Genomic DNA, 24,684 nt, shown 5'->3' on the forward strand with positions numbered 1-24,684 from the left:
CGCCCCCGTAAGGAGCGACTTTTTTTTGCGGACTTCGTCTTCAATTCGAAGATACGATCGTCAAGTCGACGTTCGCGAAATAAATCGTCGTCAACCCTTCGTACCCGGAATCCGTGCCGAGTAAGACGTAAAGCTCGCCTTTGTCATTGCTTTTTACCTTGAACGATTTTTCGAAGCGTTTCAGCTGGAATCCGTCTTTCTCGGCGTCCGGTTTGGCGAGGTCGCCCAAGAGTGCGACTTCCTTGCCGTCCGTCGATTGGTTGCCCTTGTCTAGGTTCAAGCGGTAATACGGCGTTTCCGAGTCGGTACGGTCTTCGATCACGGACGGTTCGCGGTCGACGACGCCGGCTTTCACATATACCGAAGTAGCGGGACTGCCGCCGATGCCCATAGAGCTTTCCGCTTCGCTGGTCGCCACATCGAAGCGCAAATTCACTTCGTATTCGGTATTCGGCTTCACCCCTTCGGCACTACCCAGCTTTTTGGACATGAACATGAACAGGTCGTCGCTGCGATTCATGCCGCTCAGCATCATGCCGGGTTTCTCCGAGCCGTCGGACAGCTTAACCGAAGCCGCTTTCGCGTTGATTTGAAAATCCTGGTCCTTATAGTCGACGGGCAAATCGGCGACTCCGGTTTTCCATCCCTCGGCATCTTTGCTGAAATCGAATGCCAGATGCAAAGGCTTCGAAGCGTTCGGAACCGCGATCGATGCCGTGCCGGTCTTCGAATCCCACAACGTTTCCGCCCCCATTCTCGCCGCCAATACCCGAAGCGGCGCGTAAGCGATATTGTTCTTCGAAACGACCGGCGTCGTCAGCGCGAACGGATTGGCATCGATCGTTCCCCGCGACTGATTCGGAACAAGCCGAATGACGTGATCCCCCTTGACCAGTTTGATCTCTTTGGTTTTCCCGTCCCACGTCACATCCCAACCGAGCGCTTGACCGATTTCGCGAATCGGCGCCATAACGTAGCCGCGTTGCTGATATGCGGAAGATCCGCCGGTACTCGAAGTCAGAGCAAACGACTTGACGACGGTATATCCGGTTAAAGGCTCCATCGCTTGAGCCGGGGCGCCGAGCAGAACGGTAGCCAGCAGCGTCGCTGCCATAGCCGTGGAGGAGATTGCTTTTTTCATCATTGTACTTCCTTTCTAGATGTTTTTCGTGTTCTATGACGGAGTCCGCAATCATTTGGTTGCAGTTGGGTCCTCTCTACATACTAGAACGGAGTTTCGACCTATAAAATGCCGGCGAGAGCCCATGATGCTTCTTAAACGCTTTGCTGAAATGCAGCTCGTCCTTGAAGCCGCATTCCGAAGCGATCTCCTTGACCGGCGCCCTCGTATGAAGAAGGAATCGCGCCGCGTGCTCCATCCGCAGCCGGAGCAAATAAGCCTTCGGCGGGACGCCGTATCGGTTCGCGAACCACTTCCGAAGATGCGACGGAGATACGGAATAACGGGACGCCAATTCCTCGATCCGCAGCTCGGCGCCGTATTGCGCCACCAGATCATCCCGTACGCGCCGGACGATCTCCTCCATCGGGTGCTTCGCCGGCGCCCTCCCCCGGTCGGCAAGCTTCGCGATCAAGCGGAGCAGCTCCATTCTGCACGACAATTCGCCTTGATCGCTCCCCGGCGCCCAGCCGCGAACGATCGACCGGAACGCCGCGTCGATCTCCTTCCGCTCGGGGCCGACGTAACGTTCCATGAAGGGCAGTCCCAAGTCGGGAATCGGCTCCGGACCATGCCATTGCCGATCGGCGTGACGCAGCGTCGCCGCATCGAACAGCGCCATCGCGATCCGGACGCCTTCGCTCGGGCTTGCGGTCAGCCGCAGCTCCAGCCCCGGCGCGAGATAAAATAAAGTCCCGGGCTCCAATCGGAATCGTTCCCCGTTCGCCGCGAGCGACCCGAGACCGGACATCACCCAGTACAACGTATGGCAATCGACGGTTCGCCGCGTATCCTCCCAAGGGCTTTCCCGGAGCTTATCCGTAACGAACAACAGCTTCACCATCGTATCCGCGAACATGCAGGTCATCCCCCTTCCAAGAAGCGTTTTTTCCATACAATCCGATTCTTTCTTCCATTGTAAACCAGCAGGAATCTTTTACAATACGGATAGAACCGATGGAGGAGGGCGCATCATGATCCGAACGTTTCAACCCCATTATATTCGAAAAACACAGCTATTGGATGGTGCCTGGGATTTCGCGATCGATCCGGACGACGTAGGCAGGAAGGAACGTTGGGAGCAATATTTCCCGGAAAATTGCCGGAAAGCCTACGTCCCGTCCTGTTGGAACAATGAGTCCGACTTGTACGAATATGAAGGCGTCGCTTGGTACCGCACGACCGTTCATGCCGGCGATGCGTCGCAATACCGGCTCGCGTTCCATGGCGTACAAGGGTCTGCGGATATTTATTGGGACGGGGACAAGATCGCTTCCCATTACGGCGGCTTCACCCCTATCGAATGCATCCTGTCCGGCGTATCCCCGGGGCCGCATGAGCTTGTCGTTCGTACGGATAGTACGCTCGACGAGCTGACGCTGCCTTACCGGATCGTCGACTGGTTCCACTACGGCGGAATCACGCGTTCCGTCGAGTGGCAGCCGCTCGCGGACGCGGCGATCGACGATCTGCGCATCGCGTACGAGATCGAGGAAGACGGCAGCCGCGTGGAGGCGGCTTGCGCGATCGCGCTTCGCTCGTTCCTGCCGGAAGAAATCGTCGTACCGATCCGCCTGGAGCTGGACGGCGAATCGGTATGGAACGGGGACGCGGTCGTCGCTCCCGGCGGCAGCTCCGTCGTCGAGGCCCGTTTCACCGTCGAGAACGCCCGATTATGGAACGTCGGCGCCCCGGAGCTGTACTACGTCCGCGCCGTCCTGCCAGGCGACGACCGCGTAGAGCGGATCGGCTTCCGACGGATCGAAACCGGGAACAAGCAAATCCGCATCAACGGCAAGCCGGTATATCTGAAGGGCATCAACCGCCACGAGGAGCATCCGGAGTGGGGCTTCGCCGTTCCTCCCAAGCTGATGCACAAGGATATGGACATATTGAAGAGGCTCGGCTGCAACGCCGTTCGCGGCAGCCACTACCCGCAAAGCCCCTACTGGCTGGACCTGTTGGACGAGAACGGCATCGTCTTCTGGGGCGAAATTCCGATTTGGGGCGCGCATCTACCTCTGGAGCCGTTGCAAAGCCCCGTCGTCGTCGAACGCGCCTCGACGATGCTGCGGGAGATGATCCGCCGTGACCGGCATCACCCCTGCGTCATCATGTGGGGCATTCACAACGAGATCGATACGCGTTCCCGGATCGCGTACGATTTCAGCGTGCCGCTGATCGAGGCCGTCCGCAGCGAAGACGTGACGCGCCCGATCGTCTACGCCACGATGCACCCCGACGAGGACATCGTTCTTCCGCTCGTCGACATCGTCGGCATTAACAAATATTACGGTTGGTACGGCGGGGACGTCAGCGGCTTCGAAGGCATGCTGGAACGGTTCCACGCGAGAATGGAGCAGTTCGGCTGCACCGACAAACCCGTGCTCATGTCCGAGTTCGGCGCCGCCGGCGTCTTCGGCGAAACCGGCTTCGAGCCTCGAATCTTCAGCGAGGATTACCAGAACGAGGTCGTAGAGAAGGCTCTCCGCATCTTCCTGGCGGACAAGAACGTCTGCGGCACGTTCGTCTGGCACTTCGCCGACATCCGCGTGAACCTGCGCAAGGAACATCTGCAATTCCGAGACCGCGCCAGAAGCTTTAACAATAAGGGTCTCCTGAACGAATACCGGAAGCCGAAGACCGCATTCCGGACGGTACAGGCGATTTACAAGAACATCCCGTAACGAAGCGAAAGCCTCCCCCATGAGCCCATGGAAGGGAGGCTTCGCTTATTTCCACCAAGTTATTGATCGTGTATGCGGCATGAATTTCCGGAGGCATTATCTCGACGGTCCGAAACCGTCGCTTGCTTCGCTGCCCGTTCGATCGGCCCGCAACCGAAAGATCACGGCAAATACGCCGACGCAAACGGCGGCAACCAGCGCGTTATAGAAAAACACCTCGCGCATCCCGTAGACGTCGCTGGCCGCGCCGCCGAAGAAGCTGCCGATCATCCGGGCGACGCCCAAGCATAACAGAGCATGAAGCGTCTGTCCGCTCGCTTTCAGCTCAGCCGGCACTTCGCGGTTAATGAAGATCGCCATCGTGACCGTCAACACGATAAAGATCAAGCCGTGCAGCAGCTGCGTCGGGAATACCCAGACCGGATTCTCGATGACGGAATAAAGATACCACCGAAGCGCCGCCGCCGCTCCGGCCCCCAGTAAAATATAGGGGACCTGAACCCGTTTAAAAATATAAACCGACAATAATAAGAAAGGAATTTCGCTGAGCGAGGAGATCAACATCGACCAGCCCACCCATGCGCTGTCCGCGCCGAGCTCCTTGAAATAGAGAGGGAAGAACGCGTAATAATAGCCCATCGTTATGTGCAGCACGAAGCTCATGCTCAGATACAACATCAGCTTGCGGTTGCGCAGGAGCATCCCCATATGCATCTTGGGCCCGCCGCTCTGATGTCCTTCCACAAGGGGAAACTTCAGAACGAGCAGCAGGCAGATCCCGAACACCGCCAGATTCACCGGAAACAACCAGTCGATATGATCCTTCGCCATCCAGCCGAACAATACCGACATAACCGCGAAACCGAACGTACCCGCCAACCGAATATGGCTGAAGTTGCCGGCGCCTCGCCTGTCCAGCGTTTCGAGGGTGATCGCATCCCCGAGCGCGTAGACGGGGGTTTGGAAGAACATAAAGACGCATATCAGGACAAGCACGTATATAAAGCTATATGACAGTGGAAAAAGCAACATACATAAAGCGCTGCCGGCCAGCAGGAGGAGCAAAACGCTGTTTTTCGTCTTGGCTCTGTCGCTCACCGTTCCCCAAACCGGCTGCGCTAGGATGGCGGCTAACGGTCCTACGCTCAGCAGCAGGCCGATCTGCGTATTCGTAAAGCCGATGTCCTCGAGGTAGACCGGCACGAACGTGCCGTACACCGCGTTGTTCATATAGATGAAAAAATAAAACAAAACGATGCTGTACAATCGATTCGACATGCCGGACTCCTTCGTTGATGGATTTCCCCATAATTGAAGCGGGCGTCGCCCTATTATAATTCCTGGACGTTGCTATTGGGAAGGAAAATCGACCAAGCCAAGAAGCCGTTCCGGACAATTCGGAACGGCTTCTTTTAGAATCCTACTGCCTTCCATAACCTTTGCAAGTTTATCGCAGATACATCGTGAGAGGCAAAATCTGTCGCTCCCGGATGCCTTCAACGACCAATTCTGCGATCCGCAGACTGCCTTGTTCTTGAAAATGGGTATTATCCCTTACACCGCTCGAATAGTTCATCCATTCTCCCGGCGCCCCCCAAAGGAAAATCGACTTCGTGCCTTCCGGACCCGCTTCTTCGAACAGCCGCTTGCTCTTCTCGGCCAAGTCGATCAGCGCAACTTCTTCCTCCTCCGCAAGACGCCTCACGGCGTCGAGATACGCCCCGTGGGTGTCCTTCAGCTTCCCATCCGCTTCGAAGTAACGTCGATGCACGGACGTCACGAGTACGGGGGTTGCCTTCTTCGAGCGCGCTGCGTCGATGTACTTTCGCAGGTGTTCCGGATACGTCGTCGCCGGATCGGTATAGCGCGGTTCGTCCGATTTCTGGTCGTTATGCCCGAACTGAATGAACAAATAGTCGCCTTCCTTCATCCCTTCCAGTATCGCGTTCAGACGGCCTTCCGCGATAAAGCTCTTGGAGCTGCGACCGCCGACGGCATGATTCGCGACGGCGACGTCATGCTTTAAGAAGTAAGAAAGCATCTGACCCCAGCCGGACTGCGGATACCCGTTCTCGCTCGGATCCGTTACGGTAGAGTCGCCCGCAAGATAGAGCGTAATCTGCTCCTTCGACGGCGCGATCTCCAATGCATTGATCCGAGGAGCGATCCCGCCGAAAGCGAGCTTTAGTTTTCCCCCCCGAACGTTCACCGCGAACCTTTCTTGCGCGTATTGCCCCGCTACGGTGCGGAAATTTCGGAGGACGAGCCGCTCCCCGTTCGTCTTCAGCGTCGTACAGGTCGGCGCCGCCGCATCCCCGATCGTAATCGAAACAATGTAATTTCCATCTTCTATGTCTGCGAGGAACGCGGCGTCGAACGGAATGCAAAAGTCCCCGGTCAGCCGGTCTCCTCCTCGCCGAAGCGCCGTGACGCGCGAGCCATCGACAAAGCCGTACCCCTTCGCCGAGTCGTAAGCGTCAGCCGCGGACACCCGGATATACCCGGTTTCCGCCTCTCCCTCAGGTCCGAAATCGAAACGCAATGTCATGCCTGTCCCTCCATTACGCCGCGGCTTGTTCTCGTTCATCGTGTTCCTTGACGGTCTTCTCTCAGTGTATCGAAAAGAAAGCTTAGTAATCATCTATAAATATTGCTCTCTTGGCGAGAAAAGCCGCAATTCTTGCTCTCTTACAGCATGCTTCCATTTCCCGCGTTCCGCTTCCTTCGGAGCATCCCCTGCGAAATCTCGAATTACCCCGTACGGCCGATCTTCTTCTTGGGGCGAAGTGTACGAAGCAGCGGAGCGCGATACCGGGCGAGCAGCGAGCGGATGCACAGATAAAAGAGGACGGAGAAAACCAAACTATTCGCGATCGAACCGACCATGAAGTTCAAGCCCATGTCGCCCAACCGGTTCAGGTGATCGGCCGCGTGCGCGTAATCCGGTTCGGGGACGGTCTCTAGTAACAAATCGTCTACTTCGGCGATGGGTGCTTCTTTCGACCATACCGCGCGCAATACGTTACCCACCTTGTAGTTCGCGAAAAACAGCAGCGGCCAGGCGACCGAACCGACGCCCGCGGCCACGATCGACGAAGCGACGCTCGTCCGGAGCAATTTGGCGAAAAAGATGGATAAAGCAGGACCGACGCCGAAGGTGGGAAACCAACAGGGGAAAAAACCAAGAACGAAACCTAGCGCGACTTTATGATTGCCTTGTCCCGCCCGCAGCAGCTTAATGACGTAAAACTTCGCTCTTCTTCTCCATTTCAAAAGCACCGACGTTCCTCCCGAAGATGTGTCCCCGTTATTTTACCACAGCCTGACCGTCCTGGCTGGAGTTTCCGCACCGTACCCTTTACTATAGGTAGGTATGATATTCGATAATCCATCCTCGGAGGTGAAGACGTTGAAGAACAAACGCGAATCCGCCGTCAATACGGCGACGATCCCCGTGCCCAAGCTGGAAGAGGATTGTTACGATTGGTGGGAACGGCACGAGGAAGCGCTTCGGAAACAGGTAGAGATAAACCCCGAGATCGTCCTGATCGGCGATTCTATTACTCATTTCTGGGGAGGCGAACCCCGAACGGAAAGCATCCAAGGCGCTCCCGAAGCGTGGAACTCCGTATTCTCGTCCTATCGGGTGCTCAATTTGGGCTTCGGTTGGGATCGGACCCAAAATGTGCTTTGGCGGCTTGATCACGGCGAGATGAACGGACTTACCCCCAGGACGGTCGTGATTCTGATTGGGACCAACAATACTAGCGAGACAGTGAACGCCCGGGCGAATCGACCGGAGGAAATTGCGGAAGGATTGCGGGCGATTTGCGACCGCGTGGAAGCATTGGCTCCCCAAGCGAACATCATTATTATGGCCGTATTCCCCCGCGAGCAGCATCCGGATCATCCGCGCCGTAAACGGATCGCCGAGATGAATGCCCTATACGCCGAGCTTGCCGAGGAACGTCGGTATGCGTTCGTGGATATAGGTCCGCAGCTCCTTGAGTCCGACGGAACGTTGTCCGAACAGACGGCGCCTGATTTTTGTCATCTGACGGAGCGCGGATACCGCTGCTGGGCGAACGCATTGCGTCCGCTCTTGCGCCGGTAAGCACGATTGGACTTGCAGGGAAAGGCCCGGGCGGGCGGCACCTTCCACGGCGGGACCGCTGACATCAAGTATGGCGGCAGCGATCGAGAGAAACGCCCTAGTTTCCCCTAGTAACTGGAAAAACCTCCGATTAGGGAATTCATCCCTACATCGAAGGTTATTCCGGTGCGCCAAGTACCAGGCTATCGACTATGTTCCTGTTTACTCGCCCATCTGTGCCTTGTAGGCGTCAAGCTGCTTCTGCAGTTCGGCAAGAACCTTGTCGTAGCCGGCTTGCTTCAGCTTGTTGCGGAACTCTTCGACCGCCTTCGCCGGATCGCCGACCTTGCCGAGCACGATCGCCGGACCGAGCTCGCCCGTTACTTGGGAGATCGCCGTCAGTTCAGCGTCGATCGGGGTTTTGTCGAAGACGAACTGTCCATAGACGTACTGCTTCTTTATCTTTTCGTACTCGGCGTACAGCGTCTCGTCGATCTGATCCCAGGACGTGTCAGACGGAATTTCGAACTTATCCACGCGGCCGCCCCAGAAGTCGGAATAGTAGCCGTGCTTCGCTTCGTCATAACCTGCAGGGCGCGTACGCAAGCCGTCCTTGATCTCGTACTGCACGCCTTCGATGCCGTAGTTGATCAAGCGGTAGATCTCTTCGTTGTTGCGGATAAGGTCGTAGGCCATAAGCGCGCGCTCCGGATGTTTGCTGTGCGCGCCGACCGACGTGCCGCCGTGCGTAATCGACAGCTCCATCAGGTTCGTGCCGCGCGTCCGGGAGAACGGGAACATCTGCAGCTCGGAGCCCGGTTGCGCTTTGTCCATCTCCACCCGCAGACCGGAGAACGTCTGCGTATGGTGCTGGTCGAGTCCCGACAGGCCCGCCTTAAGCGCGTCGCGGTTGTTCCCCTTGTTGTTGAGCGCGTCTTCGCGCCAGAAGCCTTGATCCGCCCAGCTCTTCATCATCGTTGCATATTGTACGAAGACGTCTTCGAAGATCGGGCTCGTCACGGCGAATCTCTCATCCCACGATTTCGTCGTGAACACCGGCAGGAACCCGGTCGAAATCGGAAGCTCCAGTTGATCGGTGTACGACTGTACGAAGCCGCCCCACGTTTGGGTTCCCGACGCCGCGTCCCATGGAATCACGTCCGGTTTGTTGTCCTTAATGTACCGCAGGTATTTCTCTATCCCTTCCCAATCCTTGATCGGCTCGGTAATTCCCGCTTCTTTCGCCCAGTCGCCGCGGTAGAAGAAGCCGTGGTTGACCCATTGCGTATAATCGTTCTCGGGAATCAACACGATCTTACCGTTGTACTTGCTCTGCGCCCAATCCTCCTCCGGGATGGAGTTCCACGTCTCCGGAGCGTATTTGGGGAGCAGCTCGTCAAGATTCATGAACGCGCCTCGTTGGGCGTTCCCCCACGTATCGAGCCAGTCCGTACCGATCGTGATCAAGTCGATCGATTCGCCGGAGGCGAGGGCCAGATTGTATTTCGTTTGCCAGTCGGCCCATTCGATCCATTTCCACTCGAGTTCGGCGTTGATCTTTTCCTTCATCATTTCGTTGACTTTCTTCAGCGCTGCGTCGAATTGACCGTTCTTCGGCTTGTCGCCGAGTACTAAATAACTAATCTTAACGAACTCGGACGTGTCGACGGCATTTCCGTCGGCCGACTCCGCGCCTGAATTCGTCGCGCCGTTCCCTCCGCCGCCGTTGTTTCCGTTGCACGCCGCCAGCGCGAAAACCAGTACGGCCGCGAGCAATAGAATGGAAGTCCTTTTCCACTTGAACATGTTCCGCTTGCCTCCCCTGTATATTGGTTTTGCTATGTGAGGGAGCCGCAGGGCGACTCCAGGCACATCATCCTTTTACGGCGCCTACCGTAATGCCTTTGATGAAATAACGCTGCACGAACGGATAGAACAGAATGACCGGACCTGTGGCCACGATCGCCGTCGCCATCTTCATCGATTCCAGCGGCACGTCGCGCAGCTGCACGTTCGAAGCCGCCGCCGAGTTGCGAACGAAGTCCGCGCTCGTGATGACGTTGTACAGGAACAGCTGAAGCGGGCGGTATTTCATATCCGGCGACAGGAACAGCATCGCGTTATACCATTCGTTCCAGTACCCGAGCGCGATGAACAGCCCGATCGTCGCGAGCGCCGGCGTCGTCATCGGAAGAATGAGCCGGATGAAAATCGTGAAATCGCCGGCGCCGTCGATTTTGGCCGATTCCGTGATGGCGTGCGGGATGCTCTTCACGAAAGCCTTCATCATGATGATGAGGAACGGGCTTAGAAGGCCCGGCAGCAGCACCGCCAGATAGTTGTCTTTCAAATCCAGGTATTGCGTCACAAGCAGGTAAAACGGTACCAAGCCGCCGGTGAACAGCGTCGTAAAATAAATGAAGAACGAGATGCCGTTGCGGTATTCGAAGTCCTGCCGTTGCAGCGCGTACCCCGTCATGGCGACGAGGAACAGGCCGATCGAGGTGCCGACGACGGTTATGGCGATCGTCACGAGGTAGGAGCCGACGATCAAGTCCGGATTCTCAAATACGATTTTGTACGAAAACGTGCTGAACTCCCGCGGCCAGAAGTTGAAGCCGAACTTCTTTATCGCCGACTCCGACGTGAACGAGGTGCCGAGCACCAGCAGAAACGGCAGCAGGCAGCACAGCGAGAACAATCCGATGAACAAGTATCCGACGATTTTGACGACGAGCCCGCTCAGGTCGGTCCGTATGCTTCGGGATTCGAGAGCGTCATCCATGCGCACCACCTCCTAGAAGAGTGAGTTTTCGGGCGAAAATCTTTTAACAAGCCAGTTGGCGGTAATGACTACGATAAAGCCGAAGATGGATTGGTACAGGCTGACGGCGCTGCCGATCGAGAAGTTGAAGTTCGTCATCAGCGCGCGGAACACGTACGTCTCGATAATGTCCGTCGTCGCGTAAAGCGCCGTGTTGTTCGCGCCTACGAGGTTGAAGAACAGGCCGAAGTTGCCGCGAAGGACGCCGCCGAGCGAGAACAGCAGCAGGATAATGAACGTCGGCTTGAGCCACGGAAGCACGATGTGGCGGATGCGCTGAAGGGCGTTCGCCCCGTCGATCTCGGACGCTTCGATCACCTCGTTATCAAGGCTCATGATGGAGGCGAAGTAAATGATCGACCCATATCCGGTCGATTGCCACAGATAGGTCAGCACGATAATGAACGGCCAGATTCCGGCATTGGAGTACGTCTTGACGGGCTCCATGCCGAGCGAGGTCAAAATTCCGTTCAGCAAACCGTAATCGTAGCTAAGCACGTTGTACGCGATGAGGCCGATGAGCACCGCCGAAATGAAATGCGGCAAGAACATGAGCGTCTGCGATACCTTTTTGAACCATTTGATCCTGAGCTCATTGAGAAATACCGCCACGACGATCTGCAACACATTCCCGAGCAAAATAAACGCCAGGTTGTACAGCACCGTGTTCAGCGTCAGCCGCCACAGGTCGCCGGTCATGACAAGGAACCGGAAGTTGTCGAACCCGACGAACGGGCTTTTGAAGATCCCGTCCGTGTAGTTGTACTTGATGAACGCCAGATACAAGCCCGGCATCGGCAAGTACGCGAATACGATAAAGAATAGAATCGCGGGTACGCACATAAGCAGCAGCGTCTTGTTATTCCAGAACCGGTTCAAGCGAGATTTCGTTCGCTTGGCCGATACGGAGGACGTAAGACCAGTATCCGAAAGCGCATTCACGACGACGACACCTCCTTCGTAAGAGTGGGTCTAATTTGACTTTGTCATAGCTGCTTGAAGCGGAGTTCCCGGAGCTCCGCCGGTCGGGCGACGTCGATCGCCTCGAGCAGGAGAAGCAGTTCGGCTTCGTCCGTAAGCCAGGCGCCCGGCACGAAAAAGGAATCTTGGCTGCCTCCGGTTACATGCGGTCGCGACGCGCCGCCCTGCGTCCAGATCCGTGCGACGAGCCTGCCGTCCAGGAAGACGGTCGCCTTGGCGAAACTGCCTTCGACCGAGATGCGTAAGCCGCGGCCTGCGCGCAGTTGTAGGGGCAACGAGCCGTATACCCAAGCAACAGCGCCGGGTTGAAGCGCGATCGGCAGCGCCGCAGCGACTGAACTCGGCTTTGCCCGCAAAGCATGCGCTAACAGCTCTGATTCTTCGGCGCCGGAAAGCCGCCATTCCGCGGCCTCGCTTCCTTCTAGCAGATGTACCCGTCCTGCGGGACGCCCGAGGTGCCGCTCCAGAAGCACAGCGAGCTCAACGGCTTCGCCGGCCAGAACGAATGGGGTAATGTCGACGAATGGGTCGAGCGGTTGGGCGGCCCCCGCCATCCGGCCGTTGACGAAGACGGTGGCCACTCCATCGAGCCCTTCGAAATGGAGTACCCACGCATCGCTTCCTTCGGAAGCCGTAAAGCTTCGGGCAAACCATTCGCGGCTGAAACGTTGAGCGGACAGCCATCCGCCGAACTCTACGATCGGCCTTGATACCGGCGCGTCGAATACTTCGTCCGGTCGCTCGGCCAAGTTAGCCGGATCCGCGGGGGCGTAACGCCAGTTGCCATTTAGGTCCCGAACGCCGGTTACAGCGGTAAGTCCCCGCAGCCCGCGCATCCCGCCGATACGAAGAGCAGGTAAACGCGCGTCGTCAAAGTTTGAATGTCCCCAGATTTCTGTACGGGCCATGATTTGTTTACCAATAAGCGGCCTTTCCAGCGGGATATACGCGCTGGCTCCGCCAGGCGTCAAAGTACCCAGATAATTGGGGCCGTCATACAAGGAAACGACATCGCCCGCCTTATGCAACAACAGTCCGATCGCTCCCTTGGCCGCCTCTTTCCATTCCGCTTCATACCAGGCATAGCCCCGATAGATGCCGAACTTCTCTAGATAATCCGCTTGACTGACCGATCTCTGTCCAACTGCGGTCATCGGAAGCGTTGGGTCGATGCTTGCTTCGGACCACCGTGCAGCGAGCGGCAGCGACTCGGCAGTCGCTGTCGTCCGGGTTTCATCGGCAATGGCAATGCCGGACTGGAGCGCGATCTCCCGGCTCATCGTGAGGATCTCCAATACATGGCCGTTCGTCAGGTGGAATCGGCATGCTCCGCTGCCGGAATCGTCGAACGACATCCTCACGAAGTCGGCAAGCTGATTCACAGCGATCCCCTCCGCCTCCACTCGAACGGCTCCTTCAAGAGCGATAGCAATTTCAGCTGACCCTTCCGTATGGAAAAGCATCTCCGTTTTGCCATCTACCGTTCGAATGTCGAACAACTCCGCTGTAGCGTACAACAGAGTGCCTTCCAGCTCCCAATGCGCCAGCGGGATCCGGTATGGAAGAGCGATACAGCGATCCTGCATTAGCCACAGTCTCGCGCCTTCTTCTGCTCCTGTGCGGGTAAGTTCGAGCTCCGCCGTCCCCTCTCCGGTATTTGCTACGAACAGCAGACTTCCACCGCCTTGCAGCCGAAGCTCGTTGGGACCGGAAGCAGTACCGCGATGCGCGATCAGCGCAGCCGGGGGACTACCCGCACCGGGAACGGCTTCGGCGAGCGGCGCGCCGTAGGCCGCGATGAGTCTGCTGAGCAGCCGCGCTTCGTACGCCTCCGGCCGAAGGATGCCGTCCGGCGAAATCATGCCGCCGAAGTCATAGTCGGAAGCCAGAAACGCAAGCGGCTTCCCCCAATTGTTCGTAGCGTTCGTGAAGCCGAAATTGGTGCCTGATACTTGCAGGTAAGGACCTAGCAGCTTCGCCCCGCCCGCCAGAAGGCGGCGCAGCAAGAAGTGGGATCGGTTCGTCTCGGTCACCATCAGCGGCAGCCCCATTTCGGCCAGCTCCGCCCGGTACGCCAGCACTTTGGCGTCGAGATCGGGATCCCTGTCGCGCGGATAGAAGTTGCAGGTCGGCACCACGCCTTCGGCAAAGCCGGAAGCGGCAGCGAGTCCGCCCTGGCCAGCGCAGGCGATGAGCGGAACCGTAATGCCGTGCGAGAGCGCCATGTCGCGCAGCGCGGCGATATAGCCGGCGGGATCGGCGCAGCCGAAGAAATCGAGCTCGTTATCGAGCTGGACGCAGATCACGGTACCTTGCTCCGTCCCGCCGAGCTGGTATCTTGCCAGCAGCGGCATGATGCGGTCGAACCACCGGGCAACGTGCCGGAGGAAACCCGGGTTGTTGTCCCGCAGCTTCACGTCCTCCATCGGATACAGATAAGCGGGCAACGCGCCTCCGTCCCATTCGGAGCAGATGTATGGTCCCGGCCTCGCGACGATCTGCAGGCCGGCGTCCGCCGCGAGCCGCAGAAACTTCTCGACGTCCCGCTCGCCGCTGAAATCCCAAGCCCCTTCCGCCAGCTCATGGAAGTTCCAGGGGAAATATACGTCGATGCAGGTGTAGCCGCAGGACTTGATTTGCTGAAGCCGTTCCTGCCATAACTCGCTTGGAATTCTGAAATAAAAAAGGGAGGCGCACAGAACGATTTTGCTTTCCCCATCGATTCGAATGGCAGTCGACGAAAGCGCGACCGAGCTCGAGGTCAATATTGTCACGCGCTATAACAACTCCTTTTTTGTAAGCGATTACACACCTTAATATTAGGTGTTATCCAGGTTGAGTTCATTCCATTTCCATTGGAAAGTTAGTAAAAAACAAAGAAACCCCGCGGCCTCCGGCGAATGCCGAGAGGTCACAGGGTCTGATTTTATTTGAGAAAGTAATTTTTCTTCGATTTATATAAAAAATCTATACAGACTGAAAGTTTTATTGCGCCTTCACGATATTCCATTGCTGGTTCGCGCCATTCGTATCTTTCCATTGGATAATGGATGCGCAAGGTTCCTTTGAATTCCCGTTCACGTCCGCACGAAGCCCGCTCCTGACATTCACGAGTTTAAAGTAGCTGCCCGCCTTGACGATCGACCAGCATTGACTATCCCCGCCGTTATCCGCCGCCTGTACGAGTTTGGCCCCGGATTCATTAGAGGACCGTTCGACATCGAGAACAAGTCCGCTTTTTCGATTGACCAGCTTGTATCGTCCTTCGCCTGCGGGAAGAAGTCGCCATAATTGGTTCTCGCCCCCATGCTGATACCATTGAATCACTTCGGCCCCGGGCAGATTGGATTCGCTGCGTACATCGAGAGCCATACCGCTGTTGCGGTTTGTCAGCAAGTAATCGGCCTCGGGTAAAAATCCCTTCGCCGGTTGCCCGTACATTCTGAAATCCGAGACGGTCATGGCGGCATACTCCTTGAAAACTTTACAGAAATATGAAGTATCCTTGAAGCCCACCTGTTCCGCCACTTCATAAACTTTAAGCGTCGTCTCGCGCAGCAGCTTCTTAGCCGCCTCCACCCTGCTTTGCTGAATATATTCAACCAGACGCTGGCCTGTATGCCGCCGGAATAAGACCGATAAATAATTCGCATTGAGTCCCAAGCGGCTTGAGATGTCTCCCACATTCAGATCTTCCCCAAGGCGGGATTGCACGTATTCCTTCGCAAGCCGGATTTCCGCCCGCTCGATACTTGGCTTCTCTCCAGCCAGACGTGTGGCCTGTTCTAGGAAAAGCGTCTTTAGCGAGCCGATAGCGTCCAGCCGTTCTAATGCCTGAATCACGCGATCGTGCCAAGTCCCCATCGGCTCGAACTCGATTTCTTTGTCGGAAGCGATAACGACCAACTGGGCAAACAAATCTAGCAAAATCGTGCGCAGGTCGGACTCGCACGGTTTCGCCTCGCGAATATGTCTGAATAATTGCTCTGTATGATGCTCGATTGATTCCGCAGCGTTGCTTTTGAGCGCTTTGGATAACGCGCTGACATGGCCGGCAAGCTCCGTTTCCGGCAGCCCTTGCTCAGGTAAGACCTTAAAAATCCGGTCGCTCTCCTGCTCCGCAAAGACGCTGCGGAACAACGCCGCCTGAGCTTGCTTCAGCAAGCTTTGTAATGCCTTGATGCCGAGTCCTGCTCGGCTAACCCCAATACTGCACGGCATCCCCTCTCCCTTCAGCAGGGACCGGATGCGCTCCGCCTCTTGATGCGCGCCGGCGGCTAACCGCGCTTCGCTTCGCTCCCCGCCAAAGTCGAGCACGACGGCCATCCGGCCCGGGTTCAGCGGAACGCATAACCACTCCGTCGACAATCGGCGAGCGGCCATTGCGGTCGCCGCTCCCCAATTCTTTTCGTCCGCGCCCCCTGGCGGTCGAACCCCTACGGTAAGCAGAACAAGCGAGGAGCGCGGTGACAGACCGACTGCTTCGGCCCTTCGTTCAAGCTCCTCGGGGTTGATTGTGCGCTGTAGTACTTGCCTTAGCAGATCAAGCGCCGCATCTCGATCGTCTTTCCCTGAAAATACCCGGGAGCCGCGCTCCGCTTCGATCATTTCGCGCGCCTGGGAGACCGCCTGGATGAAGTGCCCCTCCTCCAGGTCGTGCTTGAGCAGGTAGTCTAATGCCCCAAGCTTCAGCGCATCCTTCACGAAATGAAAATCGTCGTACGAGCTTAGCACGATCACCTTCGTTGCCGGCGCCGAACGCTTGAGGGTTTGAATGAGCTCGATGCCGTTCATCTCCGGCATGCTGATGTCGGTGACAATCAGATCGACCGGGCCCTCCTCGAGCCGTTCGACGGCCTGTTTGCCGTTTACCGCTTCCGCTGCGAGCTCGAAGCCGCATTGCTCCCAGTCGATAATCGACTTGATGGCGTACCTGTAAATCGCATTATCCTCTACGATCATCGCTTTCAACATGCGGTTCGTCTCCTTTCGCTCCTTCGATCGCCGGCAGCGTCACGATAGCCTCCGTCCCCTTGCCGGGCTCGCTCTTGTAACTGAGGCCGAACGCTTCCCCGAAATACAATCGAATCCGCTCGTGCACGCCGCGAATGCCGATGCTGTGCAGGCCTGGATAAGACGATCGCCTGTCCGGTCCGGCCAGCATTTCGTTGAAACGCTCCACTTCCATGCCGACGCCGTTGTCCTCCACCGTCAGCAGCAGCCGCTCCGCCTCCCGCCAGCCGCGGATCGTAATCAGGCCGCCGCCTTTCGACATTTCGAGCCCGTGCAGAATCGCGTTCTCCACGAGCGGTTGAAGCGTCAAGTGCAGCACCTTGTACTGCATGAGCGACTCGTCCACGTCGTAACGGACGGAGAAGGCGTCGCCGTAGCCGATCTTTTGCAAATCGATATAATTGCCGATATCCTGCAGTTCCTCCCGTAACGTATGCAACTCGCTCGACTTTCGGACGGAAGACTTAAGCAGACCGATGAGCGACGCCGTCATTCGCTCGATTTCAGGCTGTCGCTTCATATTGGCATACCACCGAATCGTTCCCAGCGAGTTGTACAGAAAATGGGGGTTGATCTGCGCAAGCAGCACCGAGAATTCGGCCTGCTGCTTCTCCATGCGCTCCTTGTAAACCGTCCTGATCAACTCGTCGATCCGGTCCAGCATCGTGTTAAACCGTAGGGCGAGCACCCCCGCTTCGTCCTGTCCCGCCGGCTTGATGCGGACGCCGAAATCGCCGTCCTCGACGCGGCGCATCGTCCGCTCCAGCATTTTGATGCCCCTGGTGGTCGACTTCGACAGGTAGACCGCGACGATGGCGGACACGATGACGGCCGCGAACGTGATCAGCACGATGACGAGCTGGAGCAGGCGGATTTTGCCAAAGAGCAGCGCCATCGGAATAAGGCAGACGATCGTCCATCCGTCCGGCGATCGCTTCTTCTGCGTCACCAGATATTTGCTGCCCTGCATCGTTACGATCCGGCTCTCCGCGAACGCCGCATTTCCGCCCCGGTCCGCCTCCGAAAGGCTGACTGCTTCCCGCAGCTTCGGGTACGTGCCGCCGGTAATGAATCCGCCGGACTCGTCGATGATCGCCGTGTTCTCGCGGAGAATCAGCGAGTCCCTCGCGCTCAGATCCCAGAAATAGCGGGAGTCGAGCAGGATGACGATTACGCCGTAGCTGCGGCTGACATGGCTTAAATCGATAAACGACCGGGCGAACAAAATTTCGTCCTCGTCCCGCGGGGACGCCGACCATAGCAGGTGCGGGCTCGTCCCGCCAAGCCTCGCTTCGGCGTCCTTCGCCAGGTGCGCCGCTCCGAGCTCGGTCATCCGACCGGCGCCGCCGTCGCGATTTTCCCACCAGTAGGTCATCCCGCCGGAGGTTCGGACGATCAAGGCCCGGATATACTCGTTGCCGTTGCCGAATTCGGACAACAGCGTACCCGCCCGAAGCCGGATCGACGCGGAATTTCCCTCTTCCGAGGACGGTTCCCCCGCGACGATCGACTTCAGTCGGTTGTTACCGAGCAAACTGACGGTCGATCCGACCAGCGTCTTGGCGCGGTATTCGATGTTGTCGGAAGCCTGATGAACGAGTTGCTGCGTCAGATCCCTGGTCTGGATTTCGGTGAATGAGCGAGCGGCATAAATCGCAAGCGTCCCGATCGCGATCGCCATCAAGACAATCAGAAACAGATTGGATATCAATATTTTCGTCCGGATCAACATGCTTCCGAACAGATTCGGAAGCTTCCCCAGGCGCGGCGCCTTCATCGGTTGCCCCCTCCTACGGAATTCCCCTGAGGCTTGCGGATTCCGTCGAAAGCTTCGTCGAGCCCGCGGATGGCGGCGTCTACGTCATGATCCGGATCGAGCAGGTAGTCGGCTATCCCCGCGTGAAATGCGCGGCTCAGCTCGGGGCTGATGAAATCCGGAAGGACGCCCGACCAGTCCACCGTGCGGCCGGGCTTTATATACTGATTATGGAGCTCCAGGAGCGCGGGATCGAGATTGCCGCCGATGTCCTTAACGACGGAGATTCCTTTTTTATTCTCCTGCAGCGAACGTCCCATTTCCGGCTGGGCGAACAGCTCCAGCAGTTCCATGGCAAGATCGGCATGCCGGGAAAGCGGATTGACCACAATGCCGCCCGTCGCTTTCATGGCGAATTTCGCAGAGCCGGGCACGTCGGATACCGGCAACGGGAACAAGCCGATCTCCGCGTCCGCGCGCTTGGACCGCACGCCGTCTACGCTCCATGTGCCGCCGATGATCATGGCCGCCCGCCCGTCCGCGACCATCGCCAGCGCCTCGTCCCAGCTTGTCTCGAACGGATTCGCGTTCACGTAGCGAAAGCGCTCGCCCAACCGTTCGATCGGGCCCGCGAAGGCCGCCTTGCTCTGCTCGAACGTCGTCGCTCCGGCGCTCAGGTCTTCGATCAAGGCAGGGTTCGCAACCAACGACGACGGAATGAAGTCGGCGCCGAGATCCCAGAACAGCGTCCAGCTTTCCTTATAGCCGGCTGCGATCGGCATGATGCCTTGCGCCTCCAACCGGCGGCACACATCTAGAAATTCGCTCCATGTCTTAGGTATGTCGACGATACCTGCACGGGTAAAGGCATCTTTGTTGTACGTCACGCCCAGTCCGTTCGCGTCGATCGGCAGCGTCCATACTCGTCCATCCTCGGTCTTGGATCCGTACAAATACTCAGGTTCGAGTCGATCGAGGAACGGACGCCCGGTCAGATCGGTCGCATATCCAGACTCGATCAGGTCGCGCCCTCCATGAATGTTGTCCAGCATATAGAGGTCCGGCATCTCGTCTGTGGCCACCTTCATCCTCAGCATCGACATGTACTCTCCCCCGTCAAGCGGCAGAGCCGTAACCGTGACGCCGGGATGCGTCTCCTGAAACTTTCGGATGCCGGAATCGATCCATTTGCGGCTGCCGTCCTCTCCGAAATGATGCAGCCAGACGAGGCGGATCGGTTCAGTGCCCCCTTCGCCGCTGCCCAGCATCGACGGGTGGTTCGCTTCTCGAAACATCCCAGCCAATGTCATCGCTCCGGCAACCGTGACGAGCAGCAATATGCAGGTGCAAACGATCCATTTCGTTTCTTTCATATAAACCCTCTTTTTAAGATAGCATTATTTATGAAAGCGGTGTCATAATAATTGTACACCTTTAGCCCATCCGCTGCACGAGGAGTTCTAATTAGGAATATGAATGAACTTTCAGCCGACTTCCGCGTACGTTCACTGCGAACATTTCGCGAACGAATTGCCTTTCTCATTACAGGAACGGCTGCCCGTTACTTTCGCCAACTAGCGAACAACCGAATAGCTAAAAACGTTGGTCTCCATAATTCTTCAAGACATGATATAAAATCACCCAAATACTCAAAACCACCAAATAAATACCGAATGAATAATAAAGACTGTATCCAAGTCGGTAATGAAAAATCCCGACGGATTCGCACAATCGTTCGAACCCGGCGCTCACGAATGCCCACACCAAAATGTACGCAAGCGAATAACGCGGTGTAACGCGGAAAAAGTCATATAGATAAAAGAAAAGAAAACTGAATGGCGCATACATTACATGGGAAACAAAGTCCATCGCTTCAAAGCGGGAAGAATCATTAATTACATAATAACTAACCGGATACACACTTAACGTATGATCGAAAAAAAATCCGCAAAACACGCCGCACATAAGATACACGCCGGCCGTCTTTTTAGGAAAACGCCGCGGAAGCCATAACAACATCAATGTTCCGACGAAGAGGGCAACGACGATAAACCACTCGTTCGTATTGAAATGATGATCGTAACGAATTTCGTTCAAGATTTACCTGAGACCTCCTTATCCAGGCCTATAAACCAACGTGCAATCCACCAGACGGACAACACGAATAACCCATACATTAAAAGCGAATAGCCTACATTCCATCTCGCGAACTCCATGAGACCAAGCAGCAAATAGACCTGATCCGCCCCGCACAACACCATTACGATGATCGCCGATAATGCCACTCGCCATTTCGCTTTTAGGTGTGAAAGGAGGGCGCAAACAGCCATGAGGACGAGAAAAGGGATAACGATAAAACGACAAATATACATTGCAAAGGCGCCATCTATTTTTCGAGTGAGCGGAGCCCAGTTCAGATTAACATCCAGCGTAGTGAATAGCGAAATCGTTAACACCACAATCACGAAGTACAGAAAAACCAATTCTGTCAGCGTTAACCTTTTGGGTATGAACGCGAATACAATCATCACAAACCATGCCATTAGAGACAGAACCGCGAGTGACACCGCAATCATCCTTTGAGGAGAGTTGGCAGATCCAGTTACAAATTATTCCCATACACCTCTATAAAAATCCGGATCGACTTCCCTCCCAACGACACTCCGTTAAACGTACATCCGTACAGTTCCAAAGCAAAAAATCCCTTGAGTATCAAGGGATTTTTTTTCGTTGTGCGGTCGTCTCGTTTAGCGCAACGACGGCAGCCAATGATTGGAACTGCTGTCGTAGTCTGTCCGCATTCATCTTCCCTTATTGCGCAGCTCCGACGGGGTCACTCCGGTATACTTCTTGAAAATTTTGGAAAAGTAGCTCCTCTCATAATATCCCAGCTTCATTGCGACGGACTCGACCATATCGTCCGTGTTCTCTAACATCTTCGCCGCGATGCCCATCTTAAATTTGTGAACGTAGTCCGTGAAGTTCTCCCCTGTCAGCCGCTTAAAGTAGCGGGAAAAGTAGCTCGCATTCAATCCTAAGTGCTGGGCCATCTCAAGGGAGCCGACGTTCTCCGACAAATTGCTAATGATATATTGGTCGACCGCTCGCAGCTTCGCCTCCTGCAGTCCCGTCTCGACCGGCGCGTGAACTTCGCCCATAAGCTCCGACAGTTTCCACTTCATTAAACTCAAGAGGTCGTTACTAGACAGCGTAGATTCCAATACGCTATAAAAGGCTTCGTCCGCCGTCTTATTCGCGAACTTTAACTCCAGAAAGCGCACGGTATCCACGCATGATTGTATCCATTCCTGCGGGTTGATCCGTTGCTCCCTCGCGGTCTCTTGCATCTGCAGCAGGGACTGATTCAGCGATGCGTCGTTCCCTTCCTGAACGGCCTTGATCAGCCCTTTCTTTACCGCATCGAACAAGTGACCCGCCGGATGATATACGTCTTGTTTCGAGCTCCACTCGACATAGGTTGGATCCGAATAGAAAGCATGGTGTTTGTTTCGCAACATTCGCTTGTAAACATCGCGAATCGCTCCCAACATGGGCGAGTCCGGCGCGTGAATAAAATGCAGATCGATTTTCAAAAATTCCATACATGCGCGCCTTACTTCGCGAATATAAGCCTCCAAGTACTCTTGGGGTTTGGTCGTCACGGCGCTTCGGAAATTTAATAGCACCGCTACCTCCCCCTTGTAGTGAAAGACGTAGATTCCTTCATGCCGTTCGGACAATTCGGAAGCGATGTTGTAAACCGAATATCTTAGGACTTCGACATCCTTGCACGGATATCGGGAGATCAGACTAGAATATGCGATATTTCCGATCGATAGTTTGAACAGGGGATAGTCCCATTTCATGCCAAGCCGCTCCGCATAGCCGAGCAGCGAATGCTCATCGCTGCTCCCTTTGACCAACTGGTCGAAGAAAGAAGTCTTTAATACGTCCAGATTTCGTTTGAAATCTTCCCGATACGCGGACTGGGCATCGAATCCGATATGGTCTTCAATCGCTTTCATGGATCTCTTAAGGGTGTCCTCCAACTGCGTAGCGATTAACTGGTCTTTGAGCAAGTAATCATCCGCATTCATATGGAGCGCTTGTTTCAGATAATGAAAGTCCTCATAACAGGTTAAAAAAATGATTCTGACATCCGGTTTCAAGCTTTTGAACCGATCGGCCAGTTGGAGACCGTTCATTTGCGGCAATCCGATATCCGATACGACGATATCGGGTTTCTCCTGTTTGAACTTGTCCAGCGCTTTCACGCTGGAGTAAGCATCCGCACAAATCCTCAAACCAAGCTTCTCCCAGTCGATCAACTGGCGTAAAAACTTCAACATGAGAACGTCGTCATCAATGAGCATGACCTTGTACACGGGCGTTGTCCTCCTACATCGATGGGTTTTCGGCAATGGGAATTCGGAGATGTATCGTAACGCCGGCGTCGGCATTCGATTCGATGCGAAGGGACGCTTGCATTCCATACGTAAGCTGCAGACGTCTCGCGATATTCGTTACGCCGATATGTTCGGAAGCGGCGTCTTCATCCGTTCCGTCCCCTTCCAACAATCGGTTCATGTCGTCGATATGCGCTGTAGACATCCCCACCCCATTGTCCGAGATCCGGATGACGAGCGCCCCGTCGATTTTCTCGGCCGACAGTCGTATGCCGGGATGCTCTCCCCGCTCCGAGAACCCATGCACGATCGCATTCTCGATCAAGGGCTGCAGCATTAATTTCGGCACAAGACTGTCCTCGACTTCTTCCGAAAGGTTAGCCTGAAAGTCGATTCGCATGTCGTTACGCATCTCCATCAGGCTCACGTAATGACGAAGAACGTCGCATTCTTCTTTCAAGGTAGCCTTCTCATCCATTCGCAAATAATTACGAAGCAGCATCATAAGAGAAGCGACTTTCTCGCTATGAAACTTATCTTGGCGTAATGCAAGGCTGATCTTCATCGCATTGAGCGTATTGAGCAGGAAGTGCGGGCGAATTTGATTCGCGAGCGCCTGAAGCTCCATAACTCGCTTTTCTTTCTGCTCGCTCTCGATGCCTGCGATGAGCTCGTTAATTTGGTCGAGCATCTGATTCAATGTCTTGCCCAAATCATTGATCTCATCGTCTCCGGTTACCGGAAAACGTATGGACCGGTTCCCGCTTCCGAATTGAACGGCCAAACGTTGAAGCCGATGAATCGGACGATGCAGATTGCGCGCCAGCAAGACGGACAAAACGAGAAAAATCGAAACAAGGACCATAATGAACAACGCGCTGATATAGAACGTTCTCGTTAACTGACCGGTCACTTGTTCCTGGGGGGTTTCTAAGACTAGCGTCCATCCCACGCTCGGGATCGAGGCACTATTTCGTATACTATCCTTGTTTGGCTGCATCGGCCTCAGCGCGACATCCTCGGAACCGGCAAATCGTTTCCCTTCGCGAAATAATGCAAATTTCCCCGTAGGAACCGATCGAAATAATTCGTAAAAATACTTTTCGGAGATGCCGACATTCAGGATCCCCAATATATTTCGATTACTAGGGTCGCGAATCACTCTCGTTCCATAGTAATAACGTTCGGGATAGGTATGCGAAGAAATTTCTCCAAGCCATTGAAGATGACCGGTAGAATCAAGTTCGACTTTCGGCCGGATCAACCCCCAATGGTTCCTAAGTTGATCTACGGTTTTGCCTCGGGAAAAGAAACCCGGAGTCGAAATGATTAAGCCATGTTCATTGGCCAAAAACATATGGATATACGGCTGCGACGTCTTCACGGATACGAGACTAAGCAGATTCTCAAGATCGGTAAACATTCGGTAGTCTTCGAAGTCCACGATTCGTTCAACATGCGAATATCGTTCAAGGTAGGTGTGCAATTCATCATTCTCTACGAATAGAAGCGACGCATAGGATAAATCCTCGATCGTCTCTTCCATTTCTTTCGCCATCACTTCAAGAACGCCCTTATTGGTTAAACGAATGTTATCCATCATCGTTTCTTTGTTAGTCGTGTAAGAGAGAATCGATACGGTCACGATGGGAAGCAACACCAGCACGATAAAATAAATCTGTATTTTCCGGTAGTAAGAACTCCGAAACAGCTTCCTCATCGTAATCACCGCTGCTTTAGATTT

18 protein-coding genes are annotated in these 24,684 nt (G+C 55.4%); 2 read left to right on the forward strand and 16 right to left on the reverse strand.

Annotated features, from left to right (window positions below):
* Window positions 1–40 precede the first annotated feature (40 nt).
* A complete protein-coding gene (locus FE782_RS00255; protein ID WP_158299181.1) occupies window positions 41–1,141 on the reverse strand; it encodes a copper amine oxidase N-terminal domain-containing protein in 1,101 nt (366 codons plus the stop codon).
* A 76-nt stretch (window positions 1,142–1,217) separates the two neighbouring features.
* Window positions 1,218–2,039: a helix-turn-helix transcriptional regulator gene (locus FE782_RS00260; protein WP_158299182.1), complete on the reverse strand. Its 822-nt coding sequence runs from the start codon at window positions 2,037–2,039 to the stop codon at window positions 1,218–1,220.
* A 115-nt stretch (window positions 2,040–2,154) separates the two neighbouring features.
* On the opposite strand from FE782_RS00260, the gene FE782_RS00265 reads away from it, so the two are divergent.
* A complete protein-coding gene (locus FE782_RS00265) occupies window positions 2,155–3,867 on the forward strand; it encodes a glycoside hydrolase family 2 protein (protein ID WP_138191332.1) in 1,713 nt (570 codons plus the stop codon).
* A gap of 96 nt (window positions 3,868–3,963) precedes the next feature.
* Here the strand turns inward: FE782_RS00265 and FE782_RS00270 are convergent, their stop codons facing one another.
* From FE782_RS00270 to FE782_RS00280, 3 genes are all read right to left on the reverse strand, one after another.
* Window positions 3,964–5,145, reverse strand: coding sequence for an MFS transporter (locus FE782_RS00270; protein WP_138191334.1), 1,182 nt, complete (start codon window positions 5,143–5,145; stop codon window positions 3,964–3,966).
* Window positions 5,146–5,314: 169 nt separating this feature from the next.
* A complete protein-coding gene (locus tag FE782_RS00275; protein WP_138191336.1) occupies window positions 5,315–6,415 on the reverse strand; it encodes a rhamnogalacturonan acetylesterase in 1,101 nt (366 codons plus the stop codon).
* A 203-nt stretch (window positions 6,416–6,618) separates the two neighbouring features.
* Complete coding sequence (locus FE782_RS00280; protein ID WP_138191338.1) at window positions 6,619–7,146, reverse strand: DUF2062 domain-containing protein; 528 nt, start codon at window positions 7,144–7,146, stop codon at window positions 6,619–6,621.
* A gap of 130 nt (window positions 7,147–7,276) precedes the next feature.
* Here FE782_RS00280 and FE782_RS00285 point away from each other — a divergent pair, with 130 nt between their 5' ends.
* Window positions 7,277–7,981, forward strand: a complete 705-nt coding sequence (locus tag FE782_RS00285; RefSeq protein ID WP_238392274.1) for a GDSL-type esterase/lipase family protein — start codon at window positions 7,277–7,279, stop codon at window positions 7,979–7,981.
* Window positions 7,982–8,182: 201 nt separating this feature from the next.
* On the opposite strand, the gene FE782_RS00290 is transcribed toward FE782_RS00285, so the two are convergent.
* From FE782_RS00290 to FE782_RS00340, 11 genes are all read right to left on the reverse strand, one after another.
* Window positions 8,183–9,766 carry a DUF3502 domain-containing protein gene (locus FE782_RS00290; RefSeq protein ID WP_138191342.1) on the reverse strand — a complete coding sequence of 528 codons (1,584 nt, stop codon included), beginning with the start codon at window positions 9,764–9,766 and terminating at the stop codon, window positions 8,183–8,185.
* 67 nt (window positions 9,767–9,833) lie between these two features.
* A complete protein-coding gene (locus FE782_RS00295) occupies window positions 9,834–10,745 on the reverse strand; it encodes a carbohydrate ABC transporter permease (protein ID WP_138191344.1) in 912 nt (303 codons plus the stop codon).
* Window positions 10,746–10,757: 12 nt separating this feature from the next.
* Window positions 10,758–11,627, reverse strand: a complete 870-nt coding sequence (locus tag FE782_RS00300; RefSeq protein ID WP_238392314.1) for an ABC transporter permease — start codon at window positions 11,625–11,627, stop codon at window positions 10,758–10,760.
* Between the two features lie 143 nt (window positions 11,628–11,770).
* Window positions 11,771–14,539, reverse strand: a complete 2,769-nt coding sequence (locus tag FE782_RS00305; protein WP_138191348.1) for a beta-galactosidase — start codon at window positions 14,537–14,539, stop codon at window positions 11,771–11,773.
* A gap of 211 nt (window positions 14,540–14,750) precedes the next feature.
* Complete coding sequence (locus FE782_RS00310; protein WP_138191350.1) at window positions 14,751–16,739, reverse strand: RICIN domain-containing protein; 1,989 nt, start codon at window positions 16,737–16,739, stop codon at window positions 14,751–14,753.
* On the reverse strand, window positions 16,711–18,555 hold the full coding sequence (locus FE782_RS00315; protein WP_138191352.1) for a sensor histidine kinase: 1,845 nt from the start codon (window positions 18,553–18,555) through the stop codon (window positions 16,711–16,713). Before FE782_RS00315 ends, FE782_RS00310 begins: the two co-directional genes overlap by 29 nt.
* On the reverse strand, window positions 18,552–19,907 hold the full coding sequence (locus FE782_RS00320) for an ABC transporter substrate-binding protein (protein ID WP_138191354.1): 1,356 nt from the start codon (window positions 19,905–19,907) through the stop codon (window positions 18,552–18,554). The genes FE782_RS00315 and FE782_RS00320 overlap by 4 nt, the downstream gene beginning before the upstream one ends.
* 220 nt (window positions 19,908–20,127) lie before the next feature.
* Window positions 20,128–20,631 carry a hypothetical protein gene (locus tag FE782_RS00325; protein ID WP_138191356.1) on the reverse strand — a complete coding sequence of 168 codons (504 nt, stop codon included), beginning with the start codon at window positions 20,629–20,631 and terminating at the stop codon, window positions 20,128–20,130.
* Window positions 20,628–21,101 carry a hypothetical protein gene (locus FE782_RS00330; RefSeq protein WP_138191358.1) on the reverse strand — a complete coding sequence of 158 codons (474 nt, stop codon included), beginning with the start codon at window positions 21,099–21,101 and terminating at the stop codon, window positions 20,628–20,630. The genes FE782_RS00325 and FE782_RS00330 overlap by 4 nt, the downstream gene beginning before the upstream one ends.
* 234 nt (window positions 21,102–21,335) lie before the next feature.
* Complete coding sequence (locus tag FE782_RS00335; protein ID WP_158299183.1) at window positions 21,336–22,919, reverse strand: response regulator transcription factor; 1,584 nt, start codon at window positions 22,917–22,919, stop codon at window positions 21,336–21,338.
* 13 nt (window positions 22,920–22,932) lie between these two features.
* Window positions 22,933–24,660, reverse strand: coding sequence for a cache domain-containing sensor histidine kinase (locus FE782_RS00340; protein WP_138191362.1), 1,728 nt, complete (start codon window positions 24,658–24,660; stop codon window positions 22,933–22,935).
* Window positions 24,661–24,684: the final 24 nt, after the last annotated feature.

The organism is Paenibacillus antri, assembly GCF_005765165.1.
GTDB classification, from domain to species: Bacteria; Bacillota; Bacilli; order Paenibacillales; family YIM-B00363; genus Paenibacillus_AE; species Paenibacillus_AE antri.

Coding starts and splice junctions, on each gene's coding strand:
- FE782_RS00255 (WP_158299181.1), bottom strand. CDS start 1,141: ATGAAAAAAGCAATCTCCTCCACGGCTATGGCAGCGACGCTGCTGGCT.
- FE782_RS00260 (WP_158299182.1), bottom strand. CDS start 2,039: ATGTTCGCGGATACGATGGTGAAGCTGTTGTTCGTTACGGATAAGCTC.
- FE782_RS00265 (WP_138191332.1), top strand. CDS start 2,155: ATGATCCGAACGTTTCAACCCCATTATATTCGAAAAACACAGCTATTG.
- FE782_RS00270 (WP_138191334.1), bottom strand. CDS start 5,145: ATGTCGAATCGATTGTACAGCATCGTTTTGTTTTATTTTTTCATCTAT.
- FE782_RS00275 (WP_138191336.1), bottom strand. CDS start 6,415: ATGACATTGCGTTTCGATTTCGGACCTGAGGGAGAGGCGGAAACCGGG.
- FE782_RS00290 (WP_138191342.1), bottom strand. CDS start 9,766: ATGTTCAAGTGGAAAAGGACTTCCATTCTATTGCTCGCGGCCGTACTG.
- FE782_RS00295 (WP_138191344.1), bottom strand. CDS start 10,745: ATGGATGACGCTCTCGAATCCCGAAGCATACGGACCGACCTGAGCGGG.
- FE782_RS00300 (WP_238392314.1), bottom strand. CDS start 11,627: ATGTGCGTACCCGCGATTCTATTCTTTATCGTATTCGCGTACTTGCCG.
- FE782_RS00310 (WP_138191350.1), bottom strand. CDS start 16,739: ATGTTGAAAGCGATGATCGTAGAGGATAATGCGATTTACAGGTACGCC.
- FE782_RS00315 (WP_138191352.1), bottom strand. CDS start 18,555: ATGAAGGCGCCGCGCCTGGGGAAGCTTCCGAATCTGTTCGGAAGCATG.
- FE782_RS00320 (WP_138191354.1), bottom strand. CDS start 19,907: ATGAAAGAAACGAAATGGATCGTTTGCACCTGCATATTGCTGCTCGTC.
- FE782_RS00340 (WP_138191362.1), bottom strand. CDS start 24,660: ATGAGGAAGCTGTTTCGGAGTTCTTACTACCGGAAAATACAGATTTAT.